General features: G+C 47.8%; 20 protein-coding genes. 9 read left to right on the top strand and 11 right to left on the bottom strand.

From position 1 onward, the window contains the following. Nucleotide 1 precedes the first annotated feature (1 nt). Complete coding sequence (locus tag RUW00_RS14890; protein ID WP_280144971.1) at nucleotides 2-718, bottom strand: glycerophosphodiester phosphodiesterase; 717 nt, start codon at nucleotides 716-718, stop codon at nucleotides 2-4. Between the two features lie 169 nt (nucleotides 719-887). On the opposite strand from RUW00_RS14890, the gene RUW00_RS14885 reads away from it, so the two are divergent. The 3 genes from RUW00_RS14885 (at nucleotide 888) to RUW00_RS14875 (ending at nucleotide 3,063) form a co-directional block, all read left to right on the top strand. Beyond that, nucleotides 888-992 carry a YhdX family protein gene (locus RUW00_RS14885; RefSeq protein WP_003155299.1) on the top strand — a complete coding sequence of 35 codons (105 nt, stop codon included), beginning with the start codon at nucleotides 888-890 and terminating at the stop codon, nucleotides 990-992. A gap of 160 nt (nucleotides 993-1,152) precedes the next feature. Further along, nucleotides 1,153-2,268 carry a mechanosensitive ion channel family protein gene (locus RUW00_RS14880; RefSeq protein WP_280144972.1) on the top strand — a complete coding sequence of 372 codons (1,116 nt, stop codon included), beginning with the start codon at nucleotides 1,153-1,155 and terminating at the stop codon, nucleotides 2,266-2,268. Between the two features lie 63 nt (nucleotides 2,269-2,331). Next, nucleotides 2,332-3,063: an NAD-dependent protein deacylase gene (locus RUW00_RS14875; protein WP_301294548.1), complete on the top strand. Its 732-nt coding sequence runs from the start codon at nucleotides 2,332-2,334 to the stop codon at nucleotides 3,061-3,063. Between the two features lie 32 nt (nucleotides 3,064-3,095). On the opposite strand, the gene RUW00_RS14870 is transcribed toward RUW00_RS14875, so the two are convergent. Continuing rightward, a complete protein-coding gene (locus RUW00_RS14870) occupies nucleotides 3,096-3,944 on the bottom strand; it encodes a polysaccharide deacetylase family protein (protein ID WP_014417307.1) in 849 nt (282 codons plus the stop codon). A 256-nt stretch (nucleotides 3,945-4,200) separates the two neighbouring features. Here RUW00_RS14870 and dat point away from each other — a divergent pair, with 256 nt between their 5' ends. Further along, nucleotides 4,201-5,052, top strand: a complete 852-nt coding sequence (gene dat, locus RUW00_RS14865; protein ID WP_014417308.1) for a D-amino-acid transaminase — start codon at nucleotides 4,201-4,203, stop codon at nucleotides 5,050-5,052. Between the two features lie 41 nt (nucleotides 5,053-5,093). On the opposite strand, the gene RUW00_RS14860 is transcribed toward dat, so the two are convergent. Beyond that, complete coding sequence (locus tag RUW00_RS14860) at nucleotides 5,094-5,678, bottom strand: TetR/AcrR family transcriptional regulator (RefSeq protein WP_095060926.1); 585 nt, start codon at nucleotides 5,676-5,678, stop codon at nucleotides 5,094-5,096. 108 nt (nucleotides 5,679-5,786) lie between these two features. Here RUW00_RS14860 and RUW00_RS14855 point away from each other — a divergent pair, with 108 nt between their 5' ends. Beyond that, on the top strand, nucleotides 5,787-6,338 hold the full coding sequence (locus RUW00_RS14855) for a hypothetical protein (protein WP_014417310.1): 552 nt from the start codon (nucleotides 5,787-5,789) through the stop codon (nucleotides 6,336-6,338). Nucleotides 6,339-6,376: 38 nt separating this feature from the next. Here the strand turns inward: RUW00_RS14855 and RUW00_RS14850 are convergent, their stop codons facing one another. Then, nucleotides 6,377-6,877: a universal stress protein gene (locus RUW00_RS14850; RefSeq protein WP_007409250.1), complete on the bottom strand. Its 501-nt coding sequence runs from the start codon at nucleotides 6,875-6,877 to the stop codon at nucleotides 6,377-6,379. 421 nt (nucleotides 6,878-7,298) lie between these two features. On the opposite strand from RUW00_RS14850, the gene bmrC reads away from it, so the two are divergent. Both bmrC and bmrD read left to right on the top strand, forming a co-directional pair. Further along, entirely contained in the window at nucleotides 7,299-9,056 is a 1,758-nt protein-coding gene (bmrC, locus tag RUW00_RS14845) for a multidrug ABC transporter ATP-binding protein BmrC (RefSeq protein ID WP_202729480.1), read from the top strand. Then, the gene (gene bmrD, locus RUW00_RS14840) at nucleotides 9,053-11,074 is read left to right on the top strand and encodes a multidrug resistance ABC transporter ATP-binding protein/permease BmrD (RefSeq protein WP_280144974.1); all 2,022 of its coding nucleotides are present in this window, start codon (nucleotides 9,053-9,055) and stop codon (nucleotides 11,072-11,074) included. Before bmrC ends, bmrD begins: the two co-directional genes overlap by 4 nt. A 38-nt stretch (nucleotides 11,075-11,112) precedes the next feature. Here bmrD and RUW00_RS14835 read toward each other — a convergent pair whose 3' ends face one another. From RUW00_RS14835 to RUW00_RS14810, 6 genes are all read right to left on the bottom strand, one after another. Then, complete coding sequence (locus RUW00_RS14835) at nucleotides 11,113-11,733, bottom strand: NAD(P)-dependent oxidoreductase (RefSeq protein ID WP_014417314.1); 621 nt, start codon at nucleotides 11,731-11,733, stop codon at nucleotides 11,113-11,115. 28 nt (nucleotides 11,734-11,761) lie between these two features. After that, on the bottom strand, nucleotides 11,762-11,887 hold the full coding sequence (locus tag RUW00_RS14830; RefSeq protein ID WP_007610363.1) for a hypothetical protein: 126 nt from the start codon (nucleotides 11,885-11,887) through the stop codon (nucleotides 11,762-11,764). Nucleotides 11,888-11,988: 101 nt separating this feature from the next. Next, nucleotides 11,989-12,195, bottom strand: coding sequence for an alpha/beta-type small acid-soluble spore protein (locus RUW00_RS14825; RefSeq protein ID WP_007610368.1), 207 nt, complete (start codon nucleotides 12,193-12,195; stop codon nucleotides 11,989-11,991). Between the two features lie 224 nt (nucleotides 12,196-12,419). Next, nucleotides 12,420-12,635 carry a YheE family protein gene (locus RUW00_RS14820; RefSeq protein ID WP_012117190.1) on the bottom strand — a complete coding sequence of 72 codons (216 nt, stop codon included), beginning with the start codon at nucleotides 12,633-12,635 and terminating at the stop codon, nucleotides 12,420-12,422. An 82-nt stretch (nucleotides 12,636-12,717) separates the two neighbouring features. Then, complete coding sequence (locus tag RUW00_RS14815) at nucleotides 12,718-14,076, bottom strand: YheC/YheD family endospore coat-associated protein (protein ID WP_103527023.1); 1,359 nt, start codon at nucleotides 14,074-14,076, stop codon at nucleotides 12,718-12,720. Continuing rightward, nucleotides 14,066-15,157 (bottom strand): YheC/YheD family endospore coat-associated protein, encoded by a 1,092-nt coding sequence (locus tag RUW00_RS14810; RefSeq protein WP_014417317.1) that lies wholly within the window; start codon nucleotides 15,155-15,157, stop codon nucleotides 14,066-14,068. The genes RUW00_RS14815 and RUW00_RS14810 overlap by 11 nt, the downstream gene beginning before the upstream one ends. Before the next feature lie 238 nt (nucleotides 15,158-15,395). Between RUW00_RS14810 and RUW00_RS14805 the strand changes: the two genes are divergently transcribed. Next, entirely contained in the window at nucleotides 15,396-16,529 is a 1,134-nt protein-coding gene (locus tag RUW00_RS14805; RefSeq protein WP_014417318.1) for a DUF445 domain-containing protein, read from the top strand. An 85-nt stretch (nucleotides 16,530-16,614) separates the two neighbouring features. Further along, nucleotides 16,615-16,965, top strand: a complete 351-nt coding sequence (locus RUW00_RS14800; protein ID WP_014720937.1) for a YlbF/YmcA family competence regulator — start codon at nucleotides 16,615-16,617, stop codon at nucleotides 16,963-16,965. Nucleotides 16,966-17,003: 38 nt separating this feature from the next. Here the strand turns inward: RUW00_RS14800 and RUW00_RS14795 are convergent, their stop codons facing one another. Continuing rightward, on the bottom strand, nucleotides 17,004-18,143 hold the full coding sequence (locus RUW00_RS14795; RefSeq protein ID WP_280144975.1) for a DNA alkylation repair protein: 1,140 nt from the start codon (nucleotides 18,141-18,143) through the stop codon (nucleotides 17,004-17,006). Nucleotides 18,144-18,497: the final 354 nt, after the last annotated feature.

The raw sequence follows: 18,497 nt of genomic DNA, 5'->3' as shown, positions 1-18,497 counted from the left end.
ATCAGCCATCCTTAGAAATAAAATTCGGAAAATCAGTTACAATGCCGTCAACTGCCATCATTTGCAGCTTTTGGGCCGTCTTTTGATTTCTGACCGTCCAGGCAAATACTTTCAGGCCGTGTCTGTGAGCGGTGGAAATCAAGAACCGATTCAGGCGGGTATATTTAATATTGACATAATGTACGGCTGATTTGTAGGCGGCCAGCTGGCTTTTGGACAACATCCCGAAGCTGGGTCTTGCAATAATTGCAGTCGGAACGGACGGATACATGCCGTGAAAGGTCTGAATCGACTTGAGGCTGAATGATTGAACGATAGGGTGGATGGAAAAGGAAAACCTGCTTAACAGCTGGCCGACTGCTTTTTCAAGACCGACTTGAGAAACGTGCCCTTTCAGTTCAATTAAAAATCCGATTTTAGAATGATAACGCTTCAAGACCTCTTCGAGCAGGGGAATCCGCTCCCCTTTAAACTCAGCCCCATACCAGCTGCCGGCGTCCAGAGACTGCAGCTTCTTCAGCGTAAAATCTTTTACAAAACCGGAGCCGTCCGTCGTCCGGTCGACTTTGTCATCATGGATGACGACAATCTGGCCGTCTTTTGTGAGCTGGACGTCAAGCTCAATGAAATCAGCGTTCATTTCGGCAGCGATATCAAATGCCGCAAATGTATTTTCGGGCGCGTAACCGGATGCGCCGCGATGAGCGATGGTATACAAGCTTGTCAGCTCCCCTCATGGGCATTTCTGTTATTATATCAGATTCGTATATGCACAGCGATTCAAACTGGTGAATGTGCAAAACAGTATTTTTTTGGAATAAAGATAGTGCTTTTTTCGGTTTACAATCCGCATTGATGATTTATAATGGCAAAAAGGAGGCGAGATCATGGGAAAAGGGAGATTGAAAGTGGAAGAAAGAATTAAGGCCGAAACCGATGCTGAAATCCAAAAAGCGACTCTCCTGAAACAGACACAATCAAAGAAGAAATAGTGCCTGACCCTGTTGTATCTGGCTGAAAGATGAACGAATGTGTGAAAACCCCGGCTGTGCTCTGATGCCGGGGTTTTTCAGGCTGCCTAAAGACATTAAAAGAAGCTGATGTCCGAATGTTTTAGTATAATAGATTTTCGACAAGACAAAGGAGCATGCCATGATGACACAATTTCAGAGCTTTTTTACGCTTGACCATATGTCGCAGATCAGTATCAGCATCGGAATTTTAGCGGCTTTTCTCGTTTTGAGAAAACTGTTTGTCAAATACTTTTTTCAGCTCGTTTACAAATTGGCGAACAAGCCGAAAACCGACATATTCAAACAGATTGCCGTAGCGTTTGACAAGCCGGCCAGATGGTTTTTCGTGGCGCTGGGTCTGTTTTTGGCGATTGAGTATTCGCCGTTTTTAGACGGGCAGATGGACATTGTCAAAAAATTGTACCGCTCTCTGATCGTTGCGCTGATCGCCTGGGGGCTTTGCAATCTGACATCGGCGTCTTCGTTTTTATTTCATAAAGTCAATCAGCGCTTTGAGCTTGATATGGATGACATTTTGGCGCCGTTTTTATCCAAGGTGCTGCGCTTTGTCATTCTGGCGCTCAGCGTCAGTGTGATCGCGCAGGAATTCAATTATGATGTAAACGGGTTCGTGGCCGGACTCGGACTTGGCGGATTGGCCTTCGCGCTCGCGGCTAAAGATACGATCAGCAATTTTTTCGGCGGCATTATCATCATTACGGAAAAGCCGTTTACGATCGGCGACTGGGTCGAGACGTCATCTGTAACGGGGGGCGTTGAAGATATCACATTCCGAAGCACAAGGTTCCGGACGGCGCAGGGGGCGCTTGTTACCGTGCCCAATTCAACGCTGTCCATGGAAGCCATCACAAACTGGACGAGGATGACGAAGCGCCAGGTCACGTTTTCTGTTCGTGTTTCTTATGCGACGCCGATTGATCGTTTAGAGCGGTGCATCACAAGGCTCAGAGAAATGCTTCGTGAACATGAAGGCGTGCATGATGATACGATTATGGTTAACTTTGACGTGTTTGCGGACAGCTATTATAATCTGTTTTTCAACTTTTACACAAAGACCATCGTCTGGGCGGAAAGCTTGGACGTGCGGCAGGATATCAACCGCCGGATTATTGATATTTTTGCTGAGGAAGGCGTGGAGTTCGCCTATCCGGGCCAGAATGTATTCGTAAAACAGAAGAGCCACGATGATCCGATTCATGTGAAGGATCATTCCGGAGAAAAAGAACGGGCATAACAGGCGCCGTTCTTTTTTCATGATATGATAAAAAGAAAAGGCGGTGGAAGAGTGGAAGCGTTTATGACATTGATCAATCAGGCGGAACGTATCGTGGTGCTGACGGGAGCGGGAATGAGCACGGAATCCGGCATTCCTGATTTTCGTTCGGCGGGCGGTATATGGACCGAAGACACCTCCAGAATGGAAGCGATGAGCAGGGAATACTTTGAACGCCGTCCGCGTGAATTCTGGCCTAAATTCAAACAGCTCTTTCAGATGAAAATGAGCGGAAGCTATGAGCCGAATGCCGGCCATACGTATTTGGCGGATCTTGAAAAGCGGGGAAAGCAGGTAGACATTTTCACGCAGAATATTGACGGGCTGCATAAGAAAGCGGGAAGCAGCAGTGTCTATGAGCTTCACGGTTCAATTCAGACCGCCGCATGCCCCCGCTGCGGAGCGCGCTACGGGCTTTCTCATCTGCTGAAGGACGAAGTGCCGGAATGTACGGCGGAAATCGGTGATCATGCGGTATGCGGCACCGTATTAAAAACGGATGTCGTGCTGTTCGGCGATCTCGTTCAGCATTTTGAAACCCTTTATGAAAAGCTTGATAAAGCTGATCTTCTTCTTGTGATCGGCACTTCGCTTGAAGTGGCGCCGGCAAGGTTTGTCCCTGAGGATGCGGGCCGGATTCCCGGTTTGAAGCAGGTGATCATTAACCTTGAGCCGACATATTGCGACCATTTATTTGATCTTGTCATCCATGAGAAGATCGGTGAATTTGCAAAACGGATCAGCGCCGCGACATAAAAAAGCCGGATCATATACAGATCCGGCTTTTCTTATTCATGGACGGGAATCATTTGATCCGTCAGAACATCAAAGGAGTAGCCCTGGGCTTTCAGTTTTTGGATCAGGCTAGGCAAAGCGTGCACCGTCGCAGGCAGATCGTGCATTAAAATGACATGCGGCCTGCTCGTATGAACGCTTTCCAAATATGCGAGCTGATTCAATACTTCCGGCACGTACCGTGCGTTTTTGTACTTCCAGTCTTCACTGTCTATCGTCCAGTCCCAGTACACGAATCCGCCTTTTTCGAGATTCTTAATCTGGGCAGCCGTCAATGACGGTTTACTGCCGTAAGGCGTGCGGACAAGATCCGTTTTTACTCCGGTGATTGCCTCGAGCGTATCGCGTCCCTGCTGCATTTCGTTCAGCGGTGATGTCGGTGTTTGATAAAACAGGTGATTATCGTGCGTCACGCCGTGCAGGCCGAGCGCGATTCCTTCCTGCTTCGCTCTTTGCACGGAATGCTTATAGGCTTTCATCCGCGGTTCAAGCATAAAAAAAGTGGCCTTTGCGCCATTTGCCTTCAATACATTCAACAGCTGTTCAGTATATGGAGACGGCCCGTCGTCGAAGGTTAAATATACCGTTTTTTTCCCTGGGTCACGCTCTTTCTGCAAATGTTTCATTAAGACGTCGGGAGAATCATTTTTCAGCCGCAGGCTTTCTGCTTCATCCCGAAGCTGCCCGTTTGCGGTCACGGTGACCTGTTTGTTTTTTGCGGCGGAAGCGGAATATCCCATTATGACGATTACCAGAAGCAGTCCGCACAAAACTGCTAAACTCGTAAGTTTAAAAGCCAATGAAAACAGAGAAGGGGAAGCACCTTCTTTTGTGTTGCGCATAACAATCTCTCCAGTAGCATAAGTTTCTGCATAATGCCGATAACAGCGGAGGCTTGCGAAGTGCCATAAGTTAACAGCATATGTATGTCGAATCAAGTATACAGGAACAAAACTGGAAAAGACATAGAAAAGATGTCGAATAATAAGATTTTAAGAAAAAAATAAACTCCGCAGCCGGCTCGTTCAGTATGATAGAATAGTTGACAATAACAGCTGAGAATGTACATCACGGCAGATAACGATTAGGAGGGTTTACATGAAGACATTAGTAAACGGCCAGTTGATTGATCGTGAAGAAGCGGCAGTTGATATTGAGGACCGCGGATATCAATTCGGTGACGGTGTGTATGAGGTCATCAGAGTGTATAACGGCGCCTTATTCGGTCTGCGTGAGCATATCGTCCGTCTTTTCAGAAGCGCCGCAGAAATCGGCATCACCCTGCCGTTCTCCGCAGAGGACATAGAATGGGATCTGCAAAAGCTCGTACAGGAAAACAAACTCATTGACGGCGGGGTCTATATACAGACGACGAGAGGGAAGGCGCCGCGGAAGCACCAGTATGACGAAGGATTGGAACCGCAGACGACGGCATACACCTTTTCAGTGAAAAAACCGGAAAATGAACAAAAAGCCGGAGCACAGGCCATAACGGCGGAAGACAAACGCTGGCTGAGGTGTGACATTAAGAGTCTGAATTTACTGTATAATGTGATGATTAAACAAAAAGCCTATGAAGCAGGCGCTTATGAAGCGGTGCTGATAAGGGACGGAGCGGTTACGGAAGGAACCTCTTCCAATGTATACGCCGTCATAAACGGCACTGTCCGGACGCATCCTGCAAATGAGCTGATTTTAAACGGCATTACGCGGATGAAACTGTTAGAGCTGATGAAAGAAAACGGGATTGAGGTGCGGGAGAAGGCTCTTACCGAAGACGAACTCAGGGATGCGGATGAAATTTTCATCTCGTCAACGACGGCTGAATTAATCCCGATCGTAACCCTTGACGGAAAACCGGTCGGAAGCGGAGCGCCGGGACCTGTAGCCAAAACGATTCAGGAGGCTTTTCAGTCGCACATTCAGCAAGAGCTCGGCGTTCAGTCATAAGCTGAAAAAAGGCCGGAACACATCCGGCCTTTTTGCTTCAGTCAGATAAAAAGAGATTCGATATGCTGCACGAGCACACGGGAGATCTTCTCTTTTGAAAGACGCTCAGGTTCAAGCATGGCATGCAGCGCCAATCCGTCGGCGATGGCGTACATTTTCTCCGCTTCGATCTCTTTATCAAGATTCGGTTTCAGAAGCTTATTTTCATCCAGCCAGTCAATCAGGCCGCGGATATATGCCAAGATCCCGTCCTGCTGGGGATGAAACTCTTCTCCCTTATGTCTGGCATAAGCTGTGAAAGCGAACCATACCTCCATTTCAGCCATCGTTTCTTCATCTGTCGGGATGATTTCAAGCATCAGACGCACCGCTTTTTCTTTCGGCGGCAGATCTTTCATGGCAACTTCGTTAATTCTGGCGGCCGCTTTTTCTTTTACGAGTGTCATCGCATACCCTAAAAGCTCATCCTGGGTGGTGAAATAGTGCCTCAGCGCGCCTAAAGAAAGACCCGCTTCCTGGGCGATGTTTCTCACTGTCGCTCCTTCCATTCCCCGCTCCAAAATCGTCCGCCAAGTGGCTTCGGCTATTTGTTTTCTTCTTTTTTCATGATCGATTATTTTAGGCATGGTTCTAGTGTAACAGGAAATATTTTTTCTTGCAATTTTGTAATACAGTTGTATTAAATAAAAAGCAGTGATACAATGCATTTTAGAAAACGATAAGGGGGAACCGGATTGAACGCGATTGCTTGGTTGATTGTCATTTGTGAGGCTGCTTTTTGGGCGGCTGTCATCTTCGGATTGGCGGCGCGCTATATATTCAGGCGGCAAAAGCTCGGAATGTTTTTTTTCGCTCTCATTCCTTTATTGGATGCCGTACTGTTTCTGGCGGCCGCAGCTGATTTATACAGAGGGGCGGCGGCGACTATGGCGCATGCGGTGGCGGCCATTTATATCGGAGTGTCTGTCGCCTTCGGGAAAAGCATGATTCAATGGGCGGATGAGCGGTTCCGCTATTATGTGGTCAAGGAAGGGGCAAAACCGGTCAAGCGGTACGGGCTGGATTATGCCAAACATTATGCAAAAGGGTGGGGGAGACATGTATTAGCGTTTGTCATCGGCGGCGTTCTTTTAGCCGGAACGGTATTTCTCATTCAGGACGCTTCCCGCACCGAAGCGCTCAGCGTACTGTTAAAGGGCTGGTCTGTCGTATTGTGCATCGATTTTTTGATCATGGCGAGTTTTTTTGTGATGCCGAAAAAAAGAAGAAACAGCCGGGAGCTGTAAAAAAAGCAGCTTTTGATTAAGCTGCTTTACAGAAAGAATTATTTTACGATCAGCACGGGAATATCGGATTTCGATGACAGTTTTTCACTGACGCTTCCGAATAAAAGTTTTTTCAGCCTGTTCTGGTCCCGGCTCCCCATGACGATCAAATCCGCCGATATACGGTCGGCATGCTCGATAATGGCATCAGCGGGATCACCTTCTAAAATGTCGATATCCCCGTCAATCTGGCTGTCGTTCATCAGCATTCTCGCTTCCGCAACGATTTCTTCCGTACGGTCTTCATAAATCATCGGATCAGGGGAGATTCTTTCCGCCTGGAGCGGGTCAGGAACGCTTGCAATCCCGCCGCCGATATACGTTGCCCCAGCTCCCGGCCTCGGGGGATCAACAATCGTCCGGGTATCTTTTGCATTGTGGGAATGTACGACCGTTAAATCCGCGTGAAACGTTTTTGAAAGGTCTATGGCTTTTTGGAGCGCTTTTTTACTATCATCACTTCCGTCAAAAGCTGCTATCAACCGGTCCGCGTGAAACATCGGCCTCATCCTTTCAGTAAAAAAGGTTTGTTTTACAATACCCGAATGGCAGAAATGTAAAACCTGCATTGACAAAAAAAGGATTTGTTTATATGATGAAGGAACAATATAGGGAAAAAGGAGGTATGGATCATGTCAAAACTAAAGCTTGTCAACTCATCTTCAGCTGAATACCGGCGTGACTCCCATACAGCTTCCGTTTTCTGAACATTTGCTTAAAAACGGGGCAGTCGCGCATAAACGGCGGGTCTGTACCTTATTTATAATAATAAGAGGCATGGAGCTGAGGCTTCATGTCTTTTTTTATACAAAAAAATGAAAGAAAGACAGGTGTGATGCATGTGGCGGTATTAGCGAAAACAATGAAAAACAATCCGGAAAAGCTTGAGGGCGGCTGATTGATGAAAGGGGATGACGGTATTTGTTTACTGTATTAAAAAAGCTCGCGTGGTTTTTTAAAGCCTATTGGCTGCGCTATACGACAGCGATTGTTCTGTTATTGATTGTGAATGTCATTGAAATGTTTCCGCCTAAACTTCTCGGTAACGCGATAGACGATATGAAGGCGGGCGTGTTTACAAAAAGCGGGATGCTGTTTTACATATGTGTTTTTCTCGCATTAACGGCAGCCGTCTATTTACTGTCTTATTTTTGGATGTATCAGCTTTTCGGCGGGGCGAATGTCATGGAGAAGATTCTCCGTTCAAAGCTGATGGGAAGGCTTCTTCAAATGTCACCGCCGTTTTACGAGAAATACAGAACGGGCGATTTAATGGCGCGGGGGACAAATGACTTGCAGGCCGTCAGTATGACGACGGGCTTCGGGGTCTTAACGCTCGTTGATTCGACGATGTATATGCTGACGATATTTTTGACAATGGGGCTTCTCATCAGCTGGAAGCTGACATTTGCCGCGATTATTCCGCTGCCGATAATGGCGGCTGCGGTCAGCCTGTACGGAAAAAAGATCCATGAGCGGTTTACGGAAGCGCAGGATGCTTTCGGATCATTAAATGACAAGGTGCTGGAGTCGGTATCCGGCGTCCGGGTCATCCGGGCATTCGTGCAGGAAAAAAATGATGTCAGCCGGTTCGGTGATATGACGGCGGATGTATATGAGAAAAATATGAAAGTGGCGTTTATCGATTCACTTTTTGAACCGACTGTGAAGCTTCTCGTCGGCCTCAGCTATCTCATCGGTCTCGGCTACGGCGCTTATCTCGTTTTTCAAAACCGGCTGACGCTGGGAGAGCTGGTATCGTTTAACGTGTACCTCGGAATGATGATCTGGCCGATGTTTGCGATCGGAGAATTAATCAATATCATGCAGCGCGGAAATGCCTCCTTGGATCGTGTCAATGAGACGCTTTCCTATGAGCCTGACGTGACAGGACCCAAGCACCCCGCCCAAATCAAGGAGCCCGGGCGTCTTGCTTTTGAACATGTGACTTTCACATATCCGAGCGGAGCTGGACCGGCGGTTTCCGATGTATCTTTTTCCGTAGAAAAAGGGCAGACACTCGGCATCGTCGGGAAGACGGGAAGCGGAAAGACGACGATCATTAAGCAGCTGTTGCGTGAATATCCGCCCGGTGAGGGAGCAATCACGTTTACAGGCGTTCCGATTCAGGAGATTCCGCTTGAGGAGCTCCGCGGGTGGATCGGCTATGTGCCGCAGGATCATATTTTATTTTCAAAGACTGTAAAAGAGAATCTGCTTTACGGACGGCAGTATGCAAACGAAGAGGAAATCGGCAGCGCGCTGAAAGATGCGCATTTTGAAAACGATATCGGTATGCTTTCCGACGGGCTTGAGACGCTTGTCGGCGAGAAGGGCGTAGCGCTCTCTGGCGGACAAAAGCAGCGCATCTCAATTGCGAGAGCGCTTTTGACCGATCCGGACATTCTCATATTAGATGATTCGCTTTCTGCCGTAGACGCGAAAACGGAAGCCGCCATCATTGACAGCATCCGTAAAAAACGGCGGCATAAAACAACGATTATCACCACCCACCGGCTCTCGGCAGTTGAACACGCAGATCTCATTCTCGTCATGGATGAAGGCCGGGTATCTGAAAGAGGCACGCACCAGGAGCTATTGGCGCAGAACGGCTGGTATCGAAAACAATATGAGAGGCAGCAGCTGTCCTCTCTTGAAGAAGGGGGGACGGGCGCATGAAGACCGGGAGAAGATTATGGAATTACGCGCTTCAATATAAGAAGCTGCTGATATGGGCGGTCGTCCTGCTCATTATTGCGGTCGGCACTGAGCTGACCGGCCCGTTTATCGGAAAAAAAATGATTGACGACCACATTCTCGGCATTGAAAAAACATGGGTTAAAGCCTCTGCGGACGATCCGGGCGCCGTCAGGTTCCGGGGGCATGATTATGTCAGGGAGGACCGGCTCAAACCGGGGGCGGACAAAACCGGAGAGGCGCACATTTATCAAGTCGGTGCGGGCTACTATTTTGTTGACCGTCCCGTCAGTTTTGACGGAAACCGTTCTGTGTCTGACGGCCGGCTGACAATATCAAACGGTAAAGAAAGCAGGTCATATCCCGCCATTACGTTATCAAGACAGGAGATTTTTCAATTTTACCGTCCGGAAATAAAAGGATTGCTGACGCTGACCGCCATTTACGCGGGACTGCTCATGTTTTCCGTATGTTTTCATTACGGCCAGCATTATCTGCTGCAGATGGGAGCGAATCGGATCATACAGCGCATGAGGCAGGATGTATTTTCACACATTCAGAAAATGCCGATCCGCTACTTTGATAATCTGCCTGCTGGAAAAGTCGTGGCCCGCATTACGAATGACACAGAAGCGGTCAGGGATTTATATGTAACGGTGCTGTCGACATTTATCACAAGCGGCGTTTATATGCTCGGCATTTTTACGGCGCTGTTTATGCTTGATGTCAGGCTGGCCGCCGTTTGCCTGCTGATTATCCCGATTTTAATGATCTGGTCGGTTGTGTACCGCAAATACGCATCCGTCTTCAACCAAAAAATCCGTTCCATTAACAGTGACATCAATGCGAAAATGAACGAATCCATTCAAGGAATGCCGATTATTCAGGCGTTCCGCCGCGAGAAGGAAACGATGAAGGAATTTGAAGAATTGAATGAATCTCATTTCCGCTACAAAAACAAAATGCTGTCCTTAAATTCCCTCATGTCCCACAGTCTTGTCAATGTGTTGCGCAATCTGGCGTTTGTCGGGCTGATATGGTATTTCGGAGGCGCGAGTCTGAGTGCGGCCGGAATTGTTTCGATCGGCGTTTTATATGCATTTGTTGATTATTTAAACCGTTTATTCCAGCCGGTTACGGGAATTGTCAACCAATTTTCGAAGCTTGAATTGGCCCGTGTCTCTGCCGCCAGGGTATTCGAGCTTTTACAGGAGGAGGAAACGGAAGAAGAAGGCGCTCCCGCAGACAGAAAGGCGAAAGGAACTGTGGAATTCCGCGATGTTTCTTTTGGATATCGAAAGGGGGAAGAGGTGCTGAAACACATCAGCTTTACAGCTGAAAAAGGGGAGACGGTCGCCCTCGTCGGCCATACGGGGTCCGGCAAAAGCTCCATCCTGAATCTTCTGTTCCGTTTTTATGATGCTCAAAAAGGGGATATTCTGCTGGACGATAAAAGCATATACGGCATGTCGAGGCAGGAGCTGAGGTCGCATATGGGCATTGTGCTGCAAGACCCGTATCTTTTCTCGGGTACGATCGGCTCCAATGTGACACTCGATGATCAGCGTATTTCTTTGGAGCAGGCGGAAGAAGCGCTTCGCCAAGTAGGCGCCGCAAGTCTTCTGCAATCCCTGCCGAAGGGCATCAGAGAGCCCGTCACTGAAAAAGGCGGCACACTGTCCTCAGGCCAGCGTCAGCTGATTTCTTTTGCAAGAGCGCTTGTGTTTGATCCGGCCATTTTAATTTTGGATGAGGCGACGGCGCACATTGACACCGAAACAGAAGCAGTCATTCAAAAAGCGCTGCAAGTCGTTCAAGAAGGGCGCACGACATTTATTATCGCCCATCGGCTTTCCACGATCAGACACGCGGACCAGATTCTCGTGCTGGAAAAGGGCCGCATCATTGAAAAGGGAAGCCATGACGAATTAATGGCGCAAAAGGGGCAGTACCATCAAATGTATGAATTGCAGAAAGGAACGGCGAAGTCCGCGGTGTAATCGGAAAGGGTGAATCTAAAGATTCGCCCTTTTTTCATTCAGTAAGCCAGTCCCACCCGTTTTCTGACAAACTGCGGGCTGATCAGCTCACGGTACAGAAAATGCGCCGTGTCTCCGACGGTGATTTCAGCGCCGTCTTCAGGAAGGCGATCCTGTTCGAACCGGTAAACTCCGGCAGCATCTCCGTCAGGAAGGTAGGTGGGACAGATGATCGTCCAGTCAAGATCCTCTGCCAGCAGCATCTCGTATACGCGGGCGTGTTCTTTTGCGGCTCTTGTTGATTTTCGTTTTGATTCTGCCGATTCAAAACGGTATTGATCAGGCATAAGCCGTGATTGAAGGATACCCGCGGTGCCGATCGTAATCAGACGCTGAACATGATGCCGTTTCATGCCGTCTATGATATGGGTCATAGCGGCTGAAAGGGTATCGTCACCGTCCGTGCCGAGACAGCTCACGACTGTGTCCGCTTTGGAAATCAATCGGCTTACATCTTCCCGCCGCCTCGCATTCCCTGTTATGATATGTTTTTCAGGAATGGGAAGGACTGTTCCGGCTGATCTGACAAGAGCGAATATCTCCATGTGTCCATGTTTCTGCGCTTCTTTTATAAAAGCCTGTCCGACTCTTCCCGTTGCTCCGAGTAAAGCGATGTTCATGTAAAAAACCTCCTCGCCGCTCATTATATCATTCAAAGCAGCGGGGAAAAGAATACCTGTGAATAAACGGGAAATGGTGGGCAACATATTCATTGACCAAAGAAACACTTACGAACTGAAACAGCTCCCAATTGACTGAGGCAATGAATGACATGTTTTCCCTCCTTTTTTCCTAGGGTATGTGGAATAGGAAAAAAGGGTGACGGCATAAAAGAAGACGCGGTATCCCGCGCCTTCTGTAAGCCATTTATTGAGTTATTGTACGCCTTGGCCGCCCATGTTCTGCTGTGCGAAAGATACTAAACGTTTCGTGATTTCTCCTCCGACAGAACCGTTTGCACGAGAAGTTGTTTCTCCGCCAAGGTTTACGCCAAACTCAGAAGCAATTTCGTATTTCATTTGGTCGATTGCTTGAGCAGCGCCGGGTACTACGAGTTGGTTTGAAGAGTTGTTGTTTGCCATTTGTATGATCTCCTTTATAAAGTAGTATGGTTGGGTTTGCTGGAATTGCACCAGCCGATGATTTTCGGAATGAAAACCATTGCCAGCTCGGCTTCACCCAATGCTGTTTGCCGCTTTGTACTACGTATTATGGTGAATCAAACGGCATCTCATTCGGAAAACGGTGTGGTAAATAGCGGAAGGAAAAAGAAAAGCCCAGCCTGGTGCGGCTGAGCTTTTAGCTTTCAGTCATATATGTGATAAAGCATTAATTCATGCAGCTCTTTTACGAGAGCCGGCTCTTCTTTTCCCGGATGTGTGTGTCCCCATTCAATGTCTCCGGACTTATGGTAAATCCCTTCGTAATGCGTACCCTGCCAGTAAAATGAAATCCGCCATCCGGGCAGTTTCTCTTTTTTGAATAACGGTTTCCAGCTGAAGTGCGAAATCATGACGTTCACGCTCCTTATGGGAAATGTTGATCTTGTTCATTGTAGCTCATCGTTCATTGCCTGTCCCGGGTAAACCAAAAAAAAGACAGCCTCACCGCCAAAGTTTTTCCGGGGCGGTGATGGACCGTTCTGATAAATAAGACGCGTATTCAAAATTTCTCCGTTTTGTCAGGTAATCGACCGATCTCAGCTTCGGATGGGAAAAAATGCTGCGCCCGGGGCGGGAATTGGCTTCAAACATCCAAACTTTCCCTGAATGATCGACGCCGAGGTCAAAACCGATTTCGCCGATAAAACCTTCAATGTGCTCATTTAACACGCGGCTGACCGCCAAGGCGGCTTTTGAAAGTTTCCGCATCATGCCGACTCTCTCGCGCGGATCGCCGTATAATTCAGCTAACGTCCTGACTTCTCCGCCGGTTGCCAGATGCGTCGTGATGCTGTTTTCACCGGAAATTTTTGCCGCAATGGCCGTCACTGTCCACTTCCCCTCGGCGTTTTTATTCGTGTGCACCCTGAAATCGACGGGGCGCCCATCCAGCCGAATCAGGTCAATGCCTTGCTGAATTAAAAAAGCGGACGGATCATTGTTTTCTTTAAATGATGTCATGAAGGATGCCGCATCTGAATACTCTGCCGTCACCACCGTTTTTTCCTCATTCGTGTGTTTGACAGATAAGCCGGCATCTGTTTTTTCCACCTTGTAAATCCCCGTTCCGAGTGCGCCGTCTGCAGGTTTGATATAGACGGTGTCAAACGTGCTGCATAACGTTTCTAACGCTTCCGCATTCGGGTGCAGGACAGATTTTGGTAGAAGTGAAGCGGTGAGACTGTTTTTTTCCAGAAGCTTATGAATGTCCCATTTATTAAAGAATTGCGGATTAAACCACGGAATCTGATAGACATTCATCAGCCTTTGTTTTGTCTGCTGTAAAAGCGGAACTTCTTCCGTTTTTCGGCTCGGGAGTCTGTCATATACGACATTCGGAAGCGGGACGGCCGTCCGTTTCCAGCTGTTTTCTTTATAAATCAGCGCTTGGACGGTGCCTTCTTCCCAGTTGATCTGATGAGCACCGAAAACGAAACAATATCCGTTCGCCTGTTCATGAAGAGAGAGCATCTTGGAAAAGAAGTCTGTGCGGTCTCTTAACGGGCGGGTCGGCGATGATGTGAACCCGGCTGTGAAAACGCCGATCAGCGGACCGATGTGCACCGTCTGGCCGTGTATGAGAAAGTCAGCCCGGCTTTTATGCGGTATCAACAGCTCCTCAAACAAATCTTCAGAAAGGAGCGCGCTTTTTTCAAGTGATTGAGAAAAGGCTACACGGCATTTGACAACCTTGGTCCCGAAGGCAGCGGATAAAAGCCCTTCCCGTTTCATGGAGGAGGGGAGAAACAGCGTATTTTTGCTTTTTTTATCGATGCCGACAATCATCCCTTTATGATTCACGCGGTAATACTCCTTTCCGGCTTTCCTGTGACTGAAGTTCGCGGAAGCGTCTCAGCGGACTCGTATACAAATCCTCTTTCGCCTCCGGAGCCACGCTTAAAATAGCTTTCCGCCCCGGCTTTGAATTGACATCCAAAAGCCAGATGCGTCCGTCTTTGGCATAACAAATATCGAGCCCCAGCTCAAACAGCGGTCCGAACCGTTCGTCAAGGAAATAAGGGACGGATTGGGTGATCGAAAAGACATCATCCAATAAAACGGCCTGCTGCTTTCTCGGAATTTCCTCAAACCATGTGTCAAACTTAATCGGTTCGGATCCTCCGGGGAAATGAGATAAAAGACCGTTCTGATAACCCCTTCTGACCGCTTTTCCGACCGTTTCCCAAACGCCTGACTCAGTTTTGCGCATGAAAATGCGGATGTCGCACGGATGCCGCTCTTTATCCTGGATATTTAAGTAGGATTGAAGCAAATAGCGGTGCTGCAGCACTTTTTTGCACCAGGACTTAAAAGACACGTGATTGGAAAATGATTTTGTTTGTTTGTTTTTTCCGATATAGTAAGTGGCCGTAATTGATTTTTTGCCTGTTTCAAGCAGGATGATGCCTCTGCCTCCCGCGCCGAAAGCGGGCTTAAGTATACATGCTTTTTCCTTGGCTAAGTATGATTGCACCTGTTCATAGCGGCTGACTTCGGCCGTTTCAGGAATATAGGGACTGATCAGATGATGCTTTTGGAGCGCATCCGTGACCGTCCATTTATCAGGAAGCCCCCGGCCGATAAATTCCGTTTTCCGATATTTTTTCAGCCATTCGACGATCGGTTTGGCTTTTTGCGCTTCAGCGGATTTTCCGTAAAAACAGCGGTCGTAAATATATTCGGGAATATCGATTTCCGTTTCGTTCCACTTTCCGCTTTGCGGGTGATAGACGAGCGCTTTCACGCGCAAAGAATCCGGAAATATATCAAACGGTGTAAAGCGGGCTAAGCGCACATTATATTGAGGCGCTCTTTCAGCCAATTCCCCGGCGTAATCTTCTTCGTGCCGGCGGGATACAGACATAAAACCGAGTGTTGTCATATTATTACTCCCCCTTTATTCAAAAAGCCGCTGATGGAACGGCCCTTCCATCCAATAAATATGCTAAGGCGCATCATAAAAGATGATCTACTGTAAAGAGTACGAAACAGCATCTTGCCTTATTCCTCACAAACAACAATTCAGGTTCTTCATTTGCCCGCATGCACGCCAGCCTCTATAATACGAATAGATATATCATCAAGAAAATAGAACATTAGATGGAGGCAGAAGAAAAGGAATGGGCATAGCAGGAACGTTTCTATTTATGATTGTGATCGGAGCCGCGATCGGCGCGGTGACGAATCATCTTGCCATTCAGATGTTATTTCGTCCGTACCGGCCGTATTACCTGTTCGGAAAACGGGTTCCGTTTACGCCGGGGCTGATCCCGAAAAGGCGGGATGAATTGGCAAAACAAATGGGGCTCATGGTGACGAACCACCTTTTAACCCCGGAAGGAATAAAAAAACGGCTTTTATCAGATACCGTTAAAAACCAGGCGCTTCTTTTCGCCGAACAATTCACACAAAAAATGGCCGCTTCCGAGATGACGGTGCACGAAGCTTTGGCCGCCGCGGGCATCCGGAATCCGCAGGAAAAGACGGATGCCTGGATTGACCGTTTTACCGATGAAAAGCTTTCGGAACTGTACCGGAAATATGAGCACCGCGCCATAAAAGACTGGCTTCCTGATGAGCTTCAGGAAAAGCTGGATGAAAAAGTCCCGATGGCCGCAGATTATATCCTGAAGCGGAGCATTGATTATTTTGAGAGCGAAGAAGGGAAAGACAGGCTCGGAAATATGATTGACGACTTTTTGAACTCCCGGGGGATGCTCGGCAGCATGGTGCAGATGTTCCTCGGCAATTCAAGCTTGGCAGACCGTGTGCTGCCTGAGCTGTTAAAGTTTTTGCGCAATGAGGAAACGAAAAAGCTTCTGGCTGATCTGCTTTCTCAAGAATGGGGCAAGCTCAAATCTTATACACTTTATGAGGCCGATGAAAAGTGGAATGCGAAAGATCTGCTGTTCAGCATGAAAAAGCGGGCTTTGGCCGCACTTCAAACCGCGCCCTTTTTCGAATGCCGGCTCGGTGACATCATCTCCCGTTATGAAGGGGAGATTACGGGAACGTACGCGCCGAAGCTGCTTGATGCGGCACTCGGCAGTATTGCCGCTCATTTGGAGGATGTACTGAAACGGCTGCGTCTTGAGGAAGTGGTCAAAGAGCAGGTTGATCAGTTTCCCGTTGAACGGCTGGAGGAAATGGTGCTGTCGATTTCCAAGAGAGAATTTAAGATGATAACGTATTTAGGCGGTCTGCTCGGCGGGATAATCGGAGCAATTCAGGCTTTGTTTGTCATTCTTTTCTAAGGAAAACATACGCCGATGATGAAAGTCGCTCCGCAGTCTGTTATAGTGGAGTGGTATGTCCGAAAGGAAGAAAGGAGCGGTTACTATGGCAGTTCATTTTTATGATGCAGCATATGATCTTGAAAAAGCTTTGCGAAACAGTGATGAATACAGCCGTCTGAGAGGGCTTTATGATCAAGTAAACGCAGATGAATCCGCAAAACGCATGTTTGATAACTTCCGCAATGTACAGCTGCAGCTTCAGCAGAAACAGATGTCAGGTGAAGAAATCACTCAGGAAGAGGTAGAGCAGGCACAAAAAACGGTTGCTCTCGTACAGCAGCATGAATTGATTTCTCAGCTGATGGAAGCGGAACAGCGCATGAGCATGCTGATCGGCGAGTTAAACAAAATCATTATGAAACCTCTTGAAGAGCTTTACGGCAGCCCGGAATAAGCTCCACACCCCTCCATCTATGAAATGGAGGGGTTTTTTTATTCAACAGAAAAATCAAGCGAACCTTTTACCGTACCGTTAATGATGACAGACAGAGTGTGAATTCCCCGATAATGCTTGCGGGTGGTTAAATCTTTAAGGGAATGATGTTTGCTGAAGGCTTTTACGTCTCCGTTATCCATGGCGGACTCCGACATCTTAAACACCTTGCGGCTGCGGTGTCCCCTTTTCTTTACAAAATCAATCGCGTATTCAACCCTGACTTTTTGCCGGGCGGATGAGCGGATCTGAAAAGAAAAATGTATGCTTGTTCCGATGGCGGCCGTTTCCGAATTCAATGTAAAACGTTCCAATGAAATCCGGGAGGCGTCTTCAAACCCGAAAACCGCAAGCGCCTGTTTGTCTCCTCTTTTTAACAGTGTCCTGCAGGCGTGCTTCAAAATCCAGTCCGTGTGCGGACAGCTTCCGAACCGCTCGGCTGCGATCTGTACCAGAAGATCCGGATGTGTTTTGGAGATGTCATTCAGGTTATTCGCCACGCTTTTTCTGACATATAACGAGTCATCCTGCATCAAGCGGTCCAGAACAGGGAGAATCGGAGAAGGATCGTCAAGAAGAGCCGGAATGGAGATTCCCCATGGGAGGCGCGGTCTTGAGCCTTCGCTGGCAAGCCTTCTGACATGTTCGTCCGGATGCTCCGTCCAGGAAAGGAACTCTTTGAACATCCGCTCCCGGTCAAGCCTGATATACGGGCGGACCGCAAATTCGGAAGTGGAAAAACGAGTGAAATACTGAAGCGCCTTCATGGATTCGTCCCAGTGATCCGTTCCGTACTGTTGGACATAATCGGGAAAAATAATCCCGGCGAGCCCTGAGAAGCGGGGAGCTGTCTCATATAAGACGTCAAGCGCCCGTATGTAATCCTTCGGCAGTGTTTCATATAAAGAGTCTGTGATCCGGCGCATCCGCTGTTTTAACGTCAGTCCGGGCCAATCTTCCTGAAATATCAGCGCCCGGCACTTGTCCCGCTCAAAAGCCGGATGCGCCGATTTGATTCTGTTCAGAAGTGCTTCTGCAAATTCTTCGTTATAAATATCTTTTAATAGAGACATGACAGTCACCGCTTTTTTTCTTTTATTATATGGGAATGTATGTTCCCTTTCAACTTTATCATACATTCAGCACAGATATTCCCTCTGATTTTTTTAGTTAAAAAAACCCTTGTTTTTTAACAATATAATTGAGATAATAACTCTGAAAGCGCCTACACTTACAGATGATCTAAGGATACGGTCGCCTATACTGCCTGGTATGTTAAGGGGTAGCAACAGAGAGTAAGTGAAACGAGCGCATCAACGGTCAAATAAGGGGTTCCTGATATATTTCGTAAATAGAAATACACATTGGGGAGAAGGCAGCAAATCGATCGTATCCCAACAAAACGACAGTTCAAAGTCTGCTTGAGGCAGGCTTTTTTGCTGCGGAGAAAAGGTTGTTCTAAACAAAGAGACAGGGTCATATCCTAATGACAA

The organism is Bacillus sp. IS1 (assembly GCF_032461585.1).
GTDB lineage: Bacteria > Bacillota > Bacilli > Bacillales > Bacillaceae > Bacillus > Bacillus velezensis.
Note: the sequence above shows the minus strand (reverse complement) of the source record. Positions and strands in the feature narration are given on the sequence as shown.